This is a genomic window from Paraburkholderia yinzeri, from assembly GCF_046581065.1.
In the GTDB taxonomy this organism is placed as follows: Bacteria; Pseudomonadota; Gammaproteobacteria; order Burkholderiales; family Burkholderiaceae; genus Paraburkholderia.
Genome location: NZ_JBFOCJ010000001.1, coordinates 140,072 through 153,068 on the forward strand (window position 1 = coordinate 140,072; position 12,997 = coordinate 153,068).

Annotated in this window: 11 protein-coding genes and 1 pseudogene; 9 read left to right on the top strand and 3 right to left on the bottom strand. The window is 67.5% G+C overall.

The annotated features are described in order from the left end of the window. Window positions 1-147: 147 nt before the first annotated feature. Entirely contained in the window at window positions 148-1,362 is a 1,215-nt protein-coding gene (locus WJ542_RS00615; RefSeq protein ID WP_411186928.1) for a class I SAM-dependent methyltransferase, read from the top strand. Window positions 1,363-1,447: 85 nt separating this feature from the next. Then, window positions 1,448-2,770 carry a DUF72 domain-containing protein gene (locus tag WJ542_RS00620; protein WP_411186930.1) on the top strand — a complete coding sequence of 441 codons (1,323 nt, stop codon included), beginning with the start codon at window positions 1,448-1,450 and terminating at the stop codon, window positions 2,768-2,770. Between the two features lie 70 nt (window positions 2,771-2,840). On the opposite strand, the gene msrA is transcribed toward WJ542_RS00620, so the two are convergent. Beyond that, entirely contained in the window at window positions 2,841-3,389 is a 549-nt protein-coding gene (gene msrA / locus WJ542_RS00625) for a peptide-methionine (S)-S-oxide reductase MsrA (protein ID WP_411186932.1), read from the bottom strand. A gap of 198 nt (window positions 3,390-3,587) precedes the next feature. On the opposite strand from msrA, the gene WJ542_RS00630 reads away from it, so the two are divergent. Then, on the top strand, window positions 3,588-4,100 hold the full coding sequence (locus WJ542_RS00630) for a flavin reductase family protein (RefSeq protein ID WP_411186934.1): 513 nt from the start codon (window positions 3,588-3,590) through the stop codon (window positions 4,098-4,100). A gap of 28 nt (window positions 4,101-4,128) precedes the next feature. On the opposite strand, the gene WJ542_RS00635 is transcribed toward WJ542_RS00630, so the two are convergent. Then, window positions 4,129-4,635 carry an Lrp/AsnC family transcriptional regulator gene (locus tag WJ542_RS00635; protein ID WP_411186936.1) on the bottom strand — a complete coding sequence of 169 codons (507 nt, stop codon included), beginning with the start codon at window positions 4,633-4,635 and terminating at the stop codon, window positions 4,129-4,131. Between the two features lie 132 nt (window positions 4,636-4,767). On the opposite strand from WJ542_RS00635, the gene kynB reads away from it, so the two are divergent. The 3 genes from kynB (at window position 4,768) to kynA (ending at window position 7,729) form a co-directional block, all read left to right on the top strand. Then, the gene (kynB, locus tag WJ542_RS00640; RefSeq protein ID WP_411186938.1) at window positions 4,768-5,406 is read left to right on the top strand and encodes an arylformamidase; all 639 of its coding nucleotides are present in this window, start codon (window positions 4,768-4,770) and stop codon (window positions 5,404-5,406) included. 75 nt (window positions 5,407-5,481) lie between these two features. Further along, the gene (gene kynU / locus WJ542_RS00645) at window positions 5,482-6,732 is read left to right on the top strand and encodes a kynureninase (RefSeq protein WP_411190437.1); all 1,251 of its coding nucleotides are present in this window, start codon (window positions 5,482-5,484) and stop codon (window positions 6,730-6,732) included. 10 nt (window positions 6,733-6,742) lie between these two features. Next, entirely contained in the window at window positions 6,743-7,729 is a 987-nt protein-coding gene (gene kynA, locus WJ542_RS00650) for a tryptophan 2,3-dioxygenase (RefSeq protein WP_411186940.1), read from the top strand. A 118-nt stretch (window positions 7,730-7,847) separates the two neighbouring features. On the opposite strand, the gene purM is transcribed toward kynA, so the two are convergent. After that, window positions 7,848-8,909: a phosphoribosylformylglycinamidine cyclo-ligase gene (gene purM / locus WJ542_RS00655; protein ID WP_411186942.1), complete on the bottom strand. Its 1,062-nt coding sequence runs from the start codon at window positions 8,907-8,909 to the stop codon at window positions 7,848-7,850. 317 nt (window positions 8,910-9,226) lie between these two features. On the opposite strand from purM, the pseudogene hda reads away from it, so the two are divergent. From hda to pcnB, 3 genes and pseudogenes are all read left to right on the top strand, one after another. Next, window positions 9,227-9,934: pseudogene (gene hda / locus WJ542_RS00660) on the top strand (DnaA regulatory inactivator Hda); the annotation flags it as partial. A gap of 641 nt (window positions 9,935-10,575) precedes the next feature. Continuing rightward, complete coding sequence (locus WJ542_RS00665; RefSeq protein ID WP_411186944.1) at window positions 10,576-11,262, top strand: histidinol-phosphatase; 687 nt, start codon at window positions 10,576-10,578, stop codon at window positions 11,260-11,262. Continuing rightward, window positions 11,259-12,941 carry a polynucleotide adenylyltransferase PcnB gene (gene pcnB / locus WJ542_RS00670; RefSeq protein ID WP_411186946.1) on the top strand — a complete coding sequence of 561 codons (1,683 nt, stop codon included), beginning with the start codon at window positions 11,259-11,261 and terminating at the stop codon, window positions 12,939-12,941. The genes WJ542_RS00665 and pcnB overlap by 4 nt, the downstream gene beginning before the upstream one ends. The last annotated feature ends 56 nt before the right edge of the window (window positions 12,942-12,997 follow it).

A 12,997-nucleotide genomic window follows, 5' to 3' on the forward strand; every position in this document is an offset into this window, starting at 1 on the left:
TTGCCGGCAGTTCACTCGCAGTTCGTTTGAGTCATTCGTTTTGCACTTTTGTCTTGAGGCTTCATCGTTATCAGACCGCCACAAACCCGCATGGGACCGGAGTAAAGCGCTAAAGCGCCAACTCCGGATCGACACGGAGAAAAACGCATGTTCTGGGAGAAAAAACTCGCACAGTGGGTAGACGAGGTGCGCAACCAGGCCAACCTGCCGGCGCGCCTCGTGCTCTGGAGCGGCCAGCAGTACGACTTCGGCCACTTCGCCGCGCCGCAGGTCACGCTGAAGGTGAACAGCGCGTCCGCGCTGCCGCTACTGCTCGAACCGAGCCTCGACAATCTCGGCGAAGCCTACGTGAAGGGCAAGATCGACATCGAGGGCAAGCTCGCCGACATCATCAACATCGGCTACTCGCTTGCCCGCAGCACGGTCACGAGCGCCAGCAAGCTCGCGCGCGTGCGGCGCTACTTCACGCACTCGAAAACCACCGACAAGAAAGCGATCCAGTATCACTACGACGTCTCGAACGAGTTCTACCGGCTCTGGCTCGACGAGAACATGGTCTATTCCTGCGCCTACTTCGAGAACGGCGACGAAGACCTCGCCACCGCGCAGCTAAAGAAGATCGACCACATCCTCACCAAGATCCAGTTGCAGCCGGGGCAGCGCCTGCTCGACATCGGCTGCGGGTGGGGCGCGCTCGTGCTGCGCGCGGCGCAGAAGTTCGGCGCGCGCTGCGTGGGCGTCACGCTCTCGCAGAACCAGTTCGACCTCGCCACGGCGCGCGTGAAAGCCGCCGGGCTCGAAGACCGCATCGAAATCCGCCTGCAGGACTATCGCGAGATCGACGGCCAGTTCGACCGCATCACGAGCGTCGGCATGTTCGAGCACGTCGGGCGCAAGAATCTGCCGGGCTATTTCCGCAAGGTGCACGACCTGCTCGTGGACGACGGCGTCGCCATGAACCACGGCATCACCTCCTCGGACGCCGACTCGGGCGAGACGGCACTGGGCGGCGGCGAGTTCATCGACCGTTATGTGTTCCCGGACGGCGAGCTGCCGCACATCGGCCTCGCGCTCGAAGCGGCGCAGCGCGGCGGGCTGGAGGCGGTTGACGTGGAGAGCCTGCGCCGTCACTATGCGCACACGCTCGACATCTGGTCGGAGAACTTCGAGGCGCACGCGGAAGAGGCGAAAAAGCTCGTCGACGACGAGAAATTCCGCATCTGGCGCGTGTATCTCGCGGGCTGCGCTTACGCGTTCGAGCACGACGACGTCTCGATCTTCCAGATCGTCTGCCGCAAGGCCGGCCGCAGCGCAACCACGCTGCCGTGGTCGCGCCGCTACCTGTACGAAAAGCCGCTGTGATGGGAATCGCGGCGCGGCGCCGGTAACGGCGCCGCGACCGTTGCGCGCGCGGCCTGCCTGACCGAAACCGTACGACCGCACACGCATGAACGACCGCAATGCCCCGGATGCCGGGGATTCCACCGACGCACGCAACGAGCCCCACGCAGCCGGCGCGCAAGCCGATACACGGGCGGACACGCAGGCCGACCTGTTCGGCTTCGTCGCACCGGAGCCACAAGCGTTGCCCGCTGCGACCAGAGCGCCGCGGGCGAGAAGCGCCAGCGCCCCGGTCGACGCCGCCGCCGAATCCGCACCCGCGACAGGCGAGCTGGCCGGCTTCGAAGCCCCTCCTACGACCGAGGCGGCTCCGGCGGGCCCTGCGCCCGCTCCGAAGCGCCGCGCGCGCGGCGTGCTGCCGATGGTGGCCGACGAAGCCACGCTCGACCTCGGCGCCCGCCTGCCGCCGCAGGTGCGGCTCGGCACGTCGTCATGGTCGTTTCCGGGCTGGCGCGGCATTGTCTACGGCGACGACTACAGCAACGCCAGGCTCGCGCGCGACGGCCTTTCGGCCTACGGGGCCCATCCGCTGCTGCGATCGGTGAGCATCGACCGCTCCTTCTATGCGCCGCTCTCCATCGCCGATTACCTGCGCTACGCGCAGCAGGTGCCCGACCACTTCCGCTTCATCGTGAAGGCCCCCGCCTCGATCACCGACGCCAGCGTGCGCGGCGATCGCGGCGAGCCGATTGCGGCCAACCCCTGCTTCCTGAACGCGCAGTTGGCGGCAAGCGATTTCGTCGAACCCTGCCTCGCGGGCCTCGGCCCGAAGGCCGGCGCGCTGGTGTTCCAGTTTCCGCCACTGCCCGATCCACTGCTCGCCGACCCGGCGGCACTCGTCGAGCGGCTGTACGCGTTCCTGATGGCGCTGCCGCCGCTGCCGGCCACGCCCGACGGCCCTTGCTACGCCGTCGAGATCCGCGACGCAATCCTGCTCACGCCGCGCTTCGTGCGCATGCTGCGCGCGGCGGGTGTGCGTTACTGCGTGGGACTGCACGCGCGCATGCCCGACCCGCTGCGCCAGGCCACGGCGCTCGCGCTGATGGACGGCGAAACGCCCGCTGGACCGTTGATCGTGCGCTGGAGCCTGCATAGCGGTTTTCGCTACGAACAGGCGAAGGCGCGCTACGAACCGTTCGACAAGCTCGTCGACGAAGACCCGCACACCCGCGAGGCGCTCGCCGAACTGGCCGCGCGCTACGCGCTGGCCGGCCAGCCCGTGCTGATCACGACGAACAACAAGGCGGAGGGATCCGCGCCGCTCTCGTGCGCGAAGCTCGCGCGGGCGATCGCGGACGCATTCCTGCGGTTGAAGGGCGAGACGGCGCCGGAAGAGGGCGTCGAAGAAGGAGAGTCCGGAGAAGCTTGAGCGGCAACGGCGCGCGCGGCCTATGCGGACTGCGTGCGCGCTAAAAGATCACTGCGAAATCACCGCGAGGTCACTCTGCCTTGAGCCGGTGCGCGAACTTCTGCCGGAACTTCGCCACCTTCGGCGCGACGACGAACGCGCAATAGCCCTGATTCGGATGCTGCGCGAAGTAGTTCTGATGGTAAGCCTCGGCGGGATAGTAGTTGCCGTCGAGCGGTAGCACCTGGGTGACGATCTGGCCGTCGTAGACACCTTCGGCCGCCAGTTCCCGGATGGCTTGCAGCGCCGTTTCGCGTTGCGCCTCGGAGTGCGTGAAGATCACCGACCGGTACTGCGTGCCGACGTCGTTGCCCTGGCGGTTGAGCTGGGTCGGGTCGTGAATCGCGAAGAAGATGTCCAGAACCTCGCGATAGCCGATCTTCGCCGGGTCGAACGTCACGTTGACGACCTCGGCGTGCCCCGTGTCGCCGTCGCAAACCTGCTCGTAGCTCGGGTTCGCGACCTGGCCACCCGCATAGCCCGACTCGACCGACACCACACCATCCACACGCAGATACACCGCTTCGAGACACCAGAAACATCCGCCGCCCAAGGTGGCGACTTCGACTGTCTGACTCATGCTGCTCACTCCTTGAACTGGACCCGCAGCCCGCAACTTGTGGCCGCCAGCAACCTTGAAAGCAATAAGTGCAACCCGGACTGCCTCCCGGCGCATCCGTTAAAATTGTGACAATACGCCGGTTTTCCAGATGACACCGATCCCGACACTCACTTTCCTCGCGCCTCGCCGGCTCTTGCCGGGCGGGGCCTCCTGCCGATGACGCGCCGCGCCACCCCACCCAATTTCGACGACGCCGCCTTCCGCCAAGCCCTCGGCCAGTTCGCGACCGGCGTCACCGTCATCACGACGCGCGCGCCGGATGGCCAGCTGATCGGCATTACCGCCAGCTCGTTCAATTCCGTGTCGCTGAATCCGCCGCTCGTGCTGTGGAGCCTGGCTACGCGTTCGGCCTCGATGCCCGTGTTCCGCACGAACAGTCATTACGTCGTGAACGTGCTCGCGGCGTCGCAGCTCGACCTGTGCAAACGCTTCGCCACGGTGAAAGGCGACCGCTTCGAAGGCGTCTCGCACGCGGCCGGGAACACGGGCATGCCCGTGCTGGACGGTGCGATCGCCTGGTTCGAGTGCCACAACCGCAGCCGCTACGACGAAGGGGACCACGTCATCTTCGTCGGCGAAGTGGAACGCTGCGGCGTGCGCGAGGATGTGACCGGCGCGGCGCCGCTCGTCTTCCATGCCGGCGCCTTCCATCAGCTGCAATCGCTCTGAGGCTCCGAGGCACTGAGCAGCGCCGCCGTCAGGCCACGACGCTTCTGGCTTCCTTCTGCTGGATCAGATCGACGGGAACGCCCGCCTCGATCTTGAGCGTCGTGAGCACGATGTTCGAGCGGATGTCCATCACGCCCGGCGCCTTGTAGAGCTTGTTGAGCACGAAGTCCGAGTAGTGCTTGAGGTTGTGCGCGAGCACGCGCAGCAGATAATGCGTCTCGCCCGTCACGACGTACGCACCCACCACCTCCGGCCAGTCGCGCAGCGCCGCCACAAAACGCTCGTGCCAGCTTTCCTGGTCATTGCGCATCGACACCTGCACGAAGGCCTCCATCTCGAACCCCAGCAGTTCGCGATTCAGGCACGCGCGATAGCGATCCACCACCCCCTGCTCTTCCAGCAGCCGCAGCCGGCGCAGACACGCCGAAGGCGAGAGCGAAATGCGCTCCGCCAGATCGAGATTACTGATCCGCCCCTCGTTTTGCAGCACGGCGAGAATACGGCAATCGGTGGCGTCCAACGAGATTGCATTCATATTTGGTCTCCATTCCCGTCCTGTCGTAAATTATGTGCCAGGAACCCCGGTCCGCGGCGTTTTTTTCGCAAGCACATTTCACTCTAGCTTGCCTATCATTCGAAGCACAAGCAGCGAATGCGGATCAAAAACATGAACGACCTCTGGGACATCTCTCCCCCCATCCATCCCGGGACGCCCGTCTGGCCAGGCGACACGCCGGTTAGCGTCGAGCGCGTCTGGCGCATGGAGGCCGGCTCGCCCGTGAACGTGGCGCGCCTGACGCTCTCGCCGCACACGGGCGCGCACACCGACGCCCCGCTCCACTACGACGAGCACGGCGCGCCGATCGGCGCGGTGCCGCTCGACGCCTATCTCGGTACGTGCCGCGTGATTCACTGCATCGGCGCGGCGCCGCTCGTGCGGCCGGCGCACGTGGAGCATGCAATCGACGGGGTGCCGCAACGCGTCCTGCTGCGCACCTATGAACAGGCCCCCGTGGAGCGTTGGGACAGCACGTTCTGTGCCGTCGCGCCGGAAACGATCGATCTGTTCGCCGCACGTGGCGTGCGCCTGATCGGCATCGACACGCCCTCGCTCGACCCGCAGGAGTCGAAAACGATGGACGCGCATCACCGCATTCGCGCGCACCGCATGGCGATCCTCGAAGGCATCGTGCTCGACGCCGTCGCGCCCGGCGACTACGAACTGATCGCGCTGCCGCTCAAGTTCGCGACGCTCGACGCAAGCCCCGTGCGGGCCGTGCTGCGCGCGCTGCCGCGCACGGCCTGAGCGCCTGACCCGCGACCCGACCTCGCACGACACCGATTCAACCCGGATACCGAAGCCCCCACTCCCATGACCTCCATGAACCACCGTAACGACGCCCAGGCAGCCGACCGCGCCGACCCGCTCGCGGCGCTGCGCGACCAGTTCGCGCTCGCCCGCGACACCATTTACCTCGACGGCAACTCGCTCGGCGTGCCGCCGCGCGCCGCCGCTGCGCGCGCGCAGGCCGTGATCGGCGGCGAATGGGGCGACGGCCTGATCCGCAGCTGGAACACCGCGGGCTGGTTCGCGCTGCCGCGCCGCCTCGGCAACAAGCTCGCCCCGCTGATCGGCGCGGCCGAGGACGAGGTAGTCGTCACCGACACGATCTCGGTGAACCTGTTCAAGGCGCTTTCGGCCGCGCTGCGCTTGCAGAACGAACGCGATCCGAAGCGCCGCGTGATCGTCTCCGAGCGCTCGAACTTCCCCACCGACCTCTACATCGCACAGGGTCTGATCGAGCAGCTCGACCGCGGCTACGAGCTGCGTCTCGTGGACGACCCGGCCGAACTCCCCGCCGCCCTCACCGACGACGTGGCCATTGCGATGATCACGCACGTGAACTACCGCACGGGCTACATGCACGACATGCGAGCGCTCACGGAACTGATCCACGCGCGCGGCGCGCTCGCGCTGTGGGACCTCGCGCACTCGGCCGGCGCCGTGCCCGTGGACCTGAACGGCGTGAACGCCGACTACGCGGTGGGCTGCACGTACAAGTACCTCAACGGCGGCCCCGGCTCGCCCGCCTTCATCTGGGTGCCGAAGCATCATCAAAATGCGTTCTCGCAGCCGCTCTCGGGCTGGTGGGGCCACAAGAAGCCGTTCGAGATGAGCCCCGACTACCGCCCGGACGACGGCATCGGCCGCTTCCTGTGCGGCACGCAGCCGATCGTTTCGATGGCGCTCGTCGAAAACGGACTCGACGTGTTCCTGCAGACCGACATGCAGGCCATCCGCCGCAAGTCGCTCGCGCTCACCGACCTCTTCATCGAGCTCGTCGAAACGCGCTGCGCGGGCCTCGATCTCACGCTCGTCACGCCGCGCGAGCATGCGCAACGCGGCTCGCATGTGAGCTTCGAGCATCCGCATGGCTACGAGGTGATGCAGGCGCTGATCGCGCGCGGCGTGATCGGCGACTACCGCGAACCGCGCGTGCTGCGCTTCGGCTTCACGCCGCTCTACGTGCGTTACGTCGATGTGTGGGACGCCGTCGAGACGCTGCGCGACGTCCTCGCCGGCGAGCACTGGCGTGCGCCCGAATTTGCCGCACGCGGCGCGGTGACCTGAGGAGACGGAAATGACCGATCACATGCAGGTTCCCGGCATGCCCGAGACGGGCGTCACCCCCAGCGCGCCGCGCGGCGGCTGTCCTTTCGGCGGCACGGCGGCCGCTTCACAGTCCGCTTCACAGCCTGCGTCTCAGCCCGCTTCGGCGCCGGCTCCCGGTGGGGCGGCAGAATCCGGCGAAGGCTGGCACGACGCCCAGCTCGACTTCTCGAAGTCGATGAGCTACGGCGACTACCTGGCGCTCGACGCCGTGCTCAACGCGCAGCATCCGCTCTCGCCGGACCACAACGAGATGCTGTTCATCGTGCAGCATCAGACGAGCGAACTCTGGATGAAGCTCGCGCTCTACGAGCTGCGCGCGGCGCTCGCGAACGTGCATCGCGATGCACTGCCGCCCGCGTTCAAGCAGCTCGCGCGCGTGTCGCGGATCCTGGAGCAGCTCGTGCAGGCGTGGAGCGTTCTCTCGACGCTCACGCCCTCCGAGTACACGGCCATGCGTCCCTACCTCGGCAGTTCGTCGGGATTCCAGTCGTACCAGTATCGGCAGATCGAGTTCCTGCTCGGCAACAAGAACGTGCAGATGCTCAAGCCGCACGAGCACCGGCCCGAAATTCTCGCGCAAGTGAAGGCGACGCTCGAAGCGCCGTCGTTCTACGACGAAGTGATTCGCCTGCTCGCCCGGCGCGGGTTCGCGATCGCGCCCGAGCGGCTCGCACGCGACTGGACGCTGCAGACGGAACATGACGCCACCGTCGAAGCCGCCTGGCTCGAGGTCTATCGCAATCCTTCGCAGTACTGGGATCTGTACGAGATGGCCGAGGAGCTCGTGGATCTCGAAGACGCCTTCCGCCAGTGGCGCTTCCGGCACGTCACGACAGTCGAGCGCATCATCGGATTCAAGCAGGGCACCGGCGGAACCAACGGGGCGCCTTACCTGCGCAAGATGCTCGACGTCGTGCTGTTCCCCGAGCTCTGGCACGTGCGGACGGTGCTGTAACGCGATCTACGCACAAAGACAGCGCAAAGGAAAACGGCCAGCATCGCGCTGGCCGTATTTTTGTGGCGTTCCGCGAACGCCGTGGCGGCTCGCGCGAACGCAAGCCGCACGCGACCGGTCAGATCACGACCGTCTGCGCTTCCCCTGCCTTGCTCTCGCGCACGATGCCGATCTTCCAGACCTGCTCGCCCGCTGCCGACAGCAGCCCGACGGCCTGGTCGGCCTGGTCGGCCGACACGATCACGGCCATGCCGATGCCGCAGTTGAACACGCGGTGCATTTCCGAATCGGCCACGCCGCCATGCTTCTGCAGCCACGTGAACAACGGCGGCAGCGGCCAGGCGCGATGGTCGAGCTCGGCCGTGAGGCCCTCGCGCAGCACGCGCGGAATGTTCTCGACGAGGCCGCCGCCCGTGATGTGCGCCATACCCTTCACCTTGACCTGCTCCATCAGCGCGAGCAGCGGCTTCACGTAGATGCGCGTAGGTGCCATGAGCGCGTCGGCCAGCGTGCGGCCGTCGAAGTCGGCATTCAGGTCCGGCTGCGCGCGCTCGATGATCTTGCGCACGAGCGAGAAGCCGTTCGAGTGGATGCCGCTCGACGCGAGGCCCAGCACCACGTCGCCCGAGGCAATCGTGCTGCCGTCGATGATCCTGCTCTTCTCGACCGCGCCCACCGCGAAACCGGCGAGGTCGTATTCGCCGTCCGGGTACATGCCCGGCATTTCCGCCGTCTCGCCGCCGATCAGCGCGCAGCCCGACAGCTCGCAGCCGTAGGCGATGCCCTTCACGACCGTCGCCGCCGTATCGACGTCGAGCTTGCCGCACGCGAAGTAGTCGAGGAAGAAGAGCGGCTCGGCGCCCTGCACGAGGATGTCGTTCACGCTCATGGCGACGAGATCCTGGCCCACCGTGTCGTGCTTGTTCAGATGAAAGGCAAGGCGCAGCTTGGTGCCCACGCCGTCGGTGCCCGAAACGAGCACCGGCTCCTTATACTTCTTCGACACTTCGAAGAGCGCACCGAATCCGCCGATCCCGCCCAGCACGCCTTCGCGCAGCGTCTTCTTCGCAAAGGGCTTGATGCGGTCGATGAGCGCGTCGCCTGCGTCGATGTCCACGCCGGCGTCGCGGTACGAGAGGCCCTGGGCGCCTGCGCCCTGGTCGGATTTCGGTTGATTCATGGGGAAGTGCCAGAAGGTCGGTAAAATGCGATTTTAACCGATTGACGGCGCCCCACCGCCGTGGCCAGGTCGAGAAATCTGCCAACCAAGGTGACAACTGCGGTGGCAACCGCGGTGCCCAATACGGCACCCGGCACGGACCGCGGGCCGCCCAACGACCGGAAACCCTCGTTTGTCGCCGAGTTTTGTCACCGCGTTTTGTCGTCGGATACACCGACTTTCACGCTGTCTCCGCGCGCGGTCCCGGGTGGGAACGCGCCTGGGCTCCCGAGCCGGGCAAGGCCGCGCCAGTGAACTGAATTACGCCTGAAACCACCGTGCAGCGACAGTTAACGCTCGATCTCGGCACCCCGCCGCCTTCGACCTTCGACAACTTCCACACCGCCGCCAACGCGGAGCTGGTCGCGCGCCTGCGCGGGCTCGATGCCGCGCTCGCCGGCGGCCCGGTCGCGGATCGCACGTTCTATATCTGGGGCGAGCCCGGCAACGGGCGCAGCCATCTGCTGCACGCGCTCGTGCACGAAGCGCCGCCCGGCCACGCGCGCTATCTCGGGCCGCAAAGCGCGCTCGCGGCGTTCGGCTTCGACCCGCGCGTCGCGATCTACGCCGTGGACGACTGCGATGCGCTCTCGGGCGCCCAGCAGATCGCGCTCTTCAACCTCTTCAACGAGGTGCGCGCGCATCCCACCAGCGCGCTCGTGGCGACCGGCAACACGGCGCCGATGGGGCTCGCGGTGCGCGAGGACCTGCGCACGCGGCTCGGCTGGGGGCTCGTGTTCCACCTCGCGCCACTCTCCGACGAGGGCAAATCCGCCGTGCTCAAGCGCGCGGCGCGCGAGCGCGGCATTGCGCTCGCCGACGACGTGCCCGCCTACCTGCTCACGCACTTTCGCCGCGACATGCCGAGCCTGATGGCACTGCTCGACGCCCTCGACCGCTTCTCGCTCGAACAGAAGCGTGCGGTGACGCTGCCGCTCCTGCGCACGATGCTGGCCGCGGGCGTGCCGTCGCAGGAGGATGCGGCGGCGACGGCGGAGCTTGCGGGCGAACCCGTCGGCGGCGCGAGCGATGCCGGCGACGCATTCGACTTCGGCGACGGCGGCGAGCCCGGTGCGCCTGATCTGCCGGATCCGGCGCCGCCGGTCTCCGCCGACGACGCCGGCGAGCCGGCGCACGATGCGCCGTCTGCCGAAAACCCGGAGCAAGCCGCGGCCCCGTACGAACCGCCGCGCCCGCCCGCGGCGCACGCGCGCGCGCCGCAACCGGTTCCCTTCGTGACGCCCACCGACAACGTCGACGGCGAGTTGGGCGCTCCGTTTCGCGACGTCGTCGACCGAGAACTGGGCGGCGCCTTGACCGGCGAGGTCGAGGCCGACGTCAGCGGCGAGCTGAACGGCGAACTCAGCGGCGACCTCGAAGCCGCCGCGCCCGGTAGCGTGCCGGACGCCGGCGCCGCCGGTGCGCAGGCCCCCGGTATGACGCCCGATGGTGCGGCCGCCTCCTCCGACGCCGCCGCCACGAACACAGCGCCGCCACGCCCCGAGGCCGGGGACACCGCGCCCCCCGAAACCGCGAGCAGCCCCGCTCCGGCTCCTGAACCGCACCACCCGCCCTCCGAAGCCGGCACCGGCAACGGGTTGACCCGCTTCAAGTAAAATGAGCGCCCATGGCTAATCTTGCACTTTTCGATCTCGATCACACGCTGATCCCCACCGACAGCGACCACGAATGGGGCCGCTTCATGGTGAAACTCGGCATTGTCGACGCCGAGAGCTTCGCGAAGCAGAACGACCGCTTCTTCGCCGACTACAAGGCCGGCGTGCTGGACATCCACGCCTATCTCGTCGCCATGCTCACGCCGCTCGCGAAGTACCCGCGCGCGCAGCTCAAGGCATGGCACGACCAGTACATGCACGAAGTCATCCGGCCGGCGATCGTGCCGGCGGCCATGGAGCTCGTGCGCAAGCACCGGGACGCGGGCGACCTCTGCTGCATGGTCACGGCGACCAACGAGTTCATCACGGGCCCGATCGCCGAGGTGTTCGGCGTGGACAAGCTGATTGCCTGCGAGGTCGAAACAGTGGACGGCCACCCCGACTCCGCCTACACGGGCCGCCCGACGGGCACGCCCAGCTACCGCGAGGGCAAGATCGTGCGCACCGAAGCCTGGCTCGCCTCGCTCGGCAAAACCTGGTCGGACTTCGAGCACAGCTACTTCTACAGCGACTCGCACAACGACATTCCGTTGCTCGAAAAGGTCACCGACCCGATCGCGACGAACCCCGACGCCACCCTGCGCGCGCACGCGCAAACGGCTGGCTGGCCCATTCTCGATTTGTTCCAGGCCTCGTGATCAAGAAATTCATCCGCAAGCTGTTCGGCCAGGACAGCGCCCCCGAAACCGCCGCCGAAACGCCGGGCGTCGATACACCGGGCGCCGTGGCCGAAAATGCCGCCCCCGCCCGCGCTTCCACCCGAACGGCCCGCAAGCCGGCCGCCGGCACCGACGACAAGACGATTCGCGGGCCAAAGTCCCGCAGCGCGAAAGGCGCCGGCAAGGGCAGTTCCGGCCAGAGCGCCGATCCGGCCACGCCGGTCATCCTCTCGGCCGACATCCACGGCATCGATCCCTCGCTCATCTCGAAGAACGCGGTGCGCGTGACCGACGGTCTGCAGCAGGCGGGCTTCCGGGCGTTCATCGTGGGCGGCGCCGTGCGCGACCTGCTGCTGGGCATCGCGCCGAAGGACTTCGACGTCGCCACCGACGCCACGCCCGACCAGGTGCAGAAGCTGTTCCGCCGCGCGCGCATCATCGGCCGGCGCTTCCAGATCGTGCACGTGCAGTTCGGCCAGGAAATCATCGAAGTCTCGACGTTCCGCGCGCTGGTGGACGCCCCGCCGGCCGCCGAGCCCGCGCCGGACGGATTGGGCGCTCCGGGCGGCAGTCCGGGTAACAGGCGCCTGCGCCGCGACGAACTCGACCGCAAGACCCACGCGGTGGACGCGAGCGGCCGCGTGCTGCGCGACAACGTCTGGGGCGAGCAGCACGAAGACGCCACGCGCCGCGACTTCACGATCAACGCGATGTACTACGACCCGGCCACGCAGACCGTGCTCGACTATCACAACGGGATGGCCGACATGCGCGCGCGCCTGTTGCGGATGATCGGCGACCCGGCCACGCGGTTCCGCGAAGATCCGGTGCGCATGATGCGCGTGGTGCGCTTCGCCGCGAAGCTCGACTTCGAGATCGAGGAGCGGACGCGCGAGCCGATCAAGGAACTCGCCGACCTCATCAACAACGTCCCGGCCGCGCGTCTCTTCGACGAGATGCTCAAGCTGCTGCTCTCGGGCCACGCGCTCGAATGCCTCAAGTGGCTGCGCAAGGAAGGCCTGCATCACGGACTGTTGCCGCTCCTCGACGTGATTCTGGAAGAGCCGCAGGGCGAGCGCTTCATCTCGCTCGCGCTCTCGAGCACCGACGCGCGCGTGCGCGCCGGCAAGCCGGTTTCGCCGGGCTTCCTGTTCGCGACGCTCTTGTGGCACGACGTCCAGCAGCGCTGGCAGCAGTACACGGCCGCGGGCGAGTACCCGGTGCCGGCCATCCACCGCGCGATGGACGACGTGATCGACGTCCAGACGGAGAAGCTCGCGATCCATCGCCGCTACTCGTCGGACATGCGCGAGATCTGGGGGCTGCAGCAGCGCCTCGAAAAGCGCGGCCGCAGCGCGATCAAGCTGCTGGAACACCCGCGTTTCAGAGCGGGGTATGATTTCCTCCTGTTGCGCTGCGAGTCGGGCGAGCTCGACGAGGAAATCGGGCAATGGTGGACCGATTTCATCGACGGCGATTTCGCCGCGCGCGAAGCGCTCCTCTCCCAGGGCGGCAAGGAACGTGCGCCGCGCAAGCGCCGCCGCCGTGGCGGAGCGAAGAACCGCAAGACGGCCGAGGGCGCAGCAGGCGGTGAAGAAAGTGGCGAAGGCGCGGAAGCGCCGGCGCGCGCGGACCACGACGGTCCCTTCGAGGACTGACTGCGGGAGCGCCGCATGCCGCCGGACCATGGTGCAATGGACGAACCGGAAACGAC

What these genes read in the sequence shown, in the direction of transcription:
- WJ542_RS00615 (WP_411186928.1), top strand. Translation starts at nt 148, where the DNA reads ATGTTCTGGGAGAAAAAACTCGCACAGTGGGTAGACGAGGTGCGCAAC.
- WJ542_RS00620 (WP_411186930.1), top strand. Translation starts at nt 1,448, where the DNA reads ATGAACGACCGCAATGCCCCGGATGCCGGGGATTCCACCGACGCACGC.
- msrA (WP_411186932.1), bottom strand. Translation starts at nt 3,389, where the DNA reads ATGAGTCAGACAGTCGAAGTCGCCACCTTGGGCGGCGGATGTTTCTGG.
- WJ542_RS00630 (WP_411186934.1), top strand. Translation starts at nt 3,588, where the DNA reads ATGACGCGCCGCGCCACCCCACCCAATTTCGACGACGCCGCCTTCCGC.
- WJ542_RS00635 (WP_411186936.1), bottom strand. Translation starts at nt 4,635, where the DNA reads ATGAATGCAATCTCGTTGGACGCCACCGATTGCCGTATTCTCGCCGTG.
- kynB (WP_411186938.1), top strand. Translation starts at nt 4,768, where the DNA reads ATGAACGACCTCTGGGACATCTCTCCCCCCATCCATCCCGGGACGCCC.
- kynU (WP_411190437.1), top strand. Translation starts at nt 5,482, where the DNA reads ATGAACCACCGTAACGACGCCCAGGCAGCCGACCGCGCCGACCCGCTC.
- kynA (WP_411186940.1), top strand. Translation starts at nt 6,743, where the DNA reads ATGACCGATCACATGCAGGTTCCCGGCATGCCCGAGACGGGCGTCACC.
- purM (WP_411186942.1), bottom strand. Translation starts at nt 8,909, where the DNA reads ATGAATCAACCGAAATCCGACCAGGGCGCAGGCGCCCAGGGCCTCTCG.
- WJ542_RS00665 (WP_411186944.1), top strand. Translation starts at nt 10,576, where the DNA reads ATGGCTAATCTTGCACTTTTCGATCTCGATCACACGCTGATCCCCACC.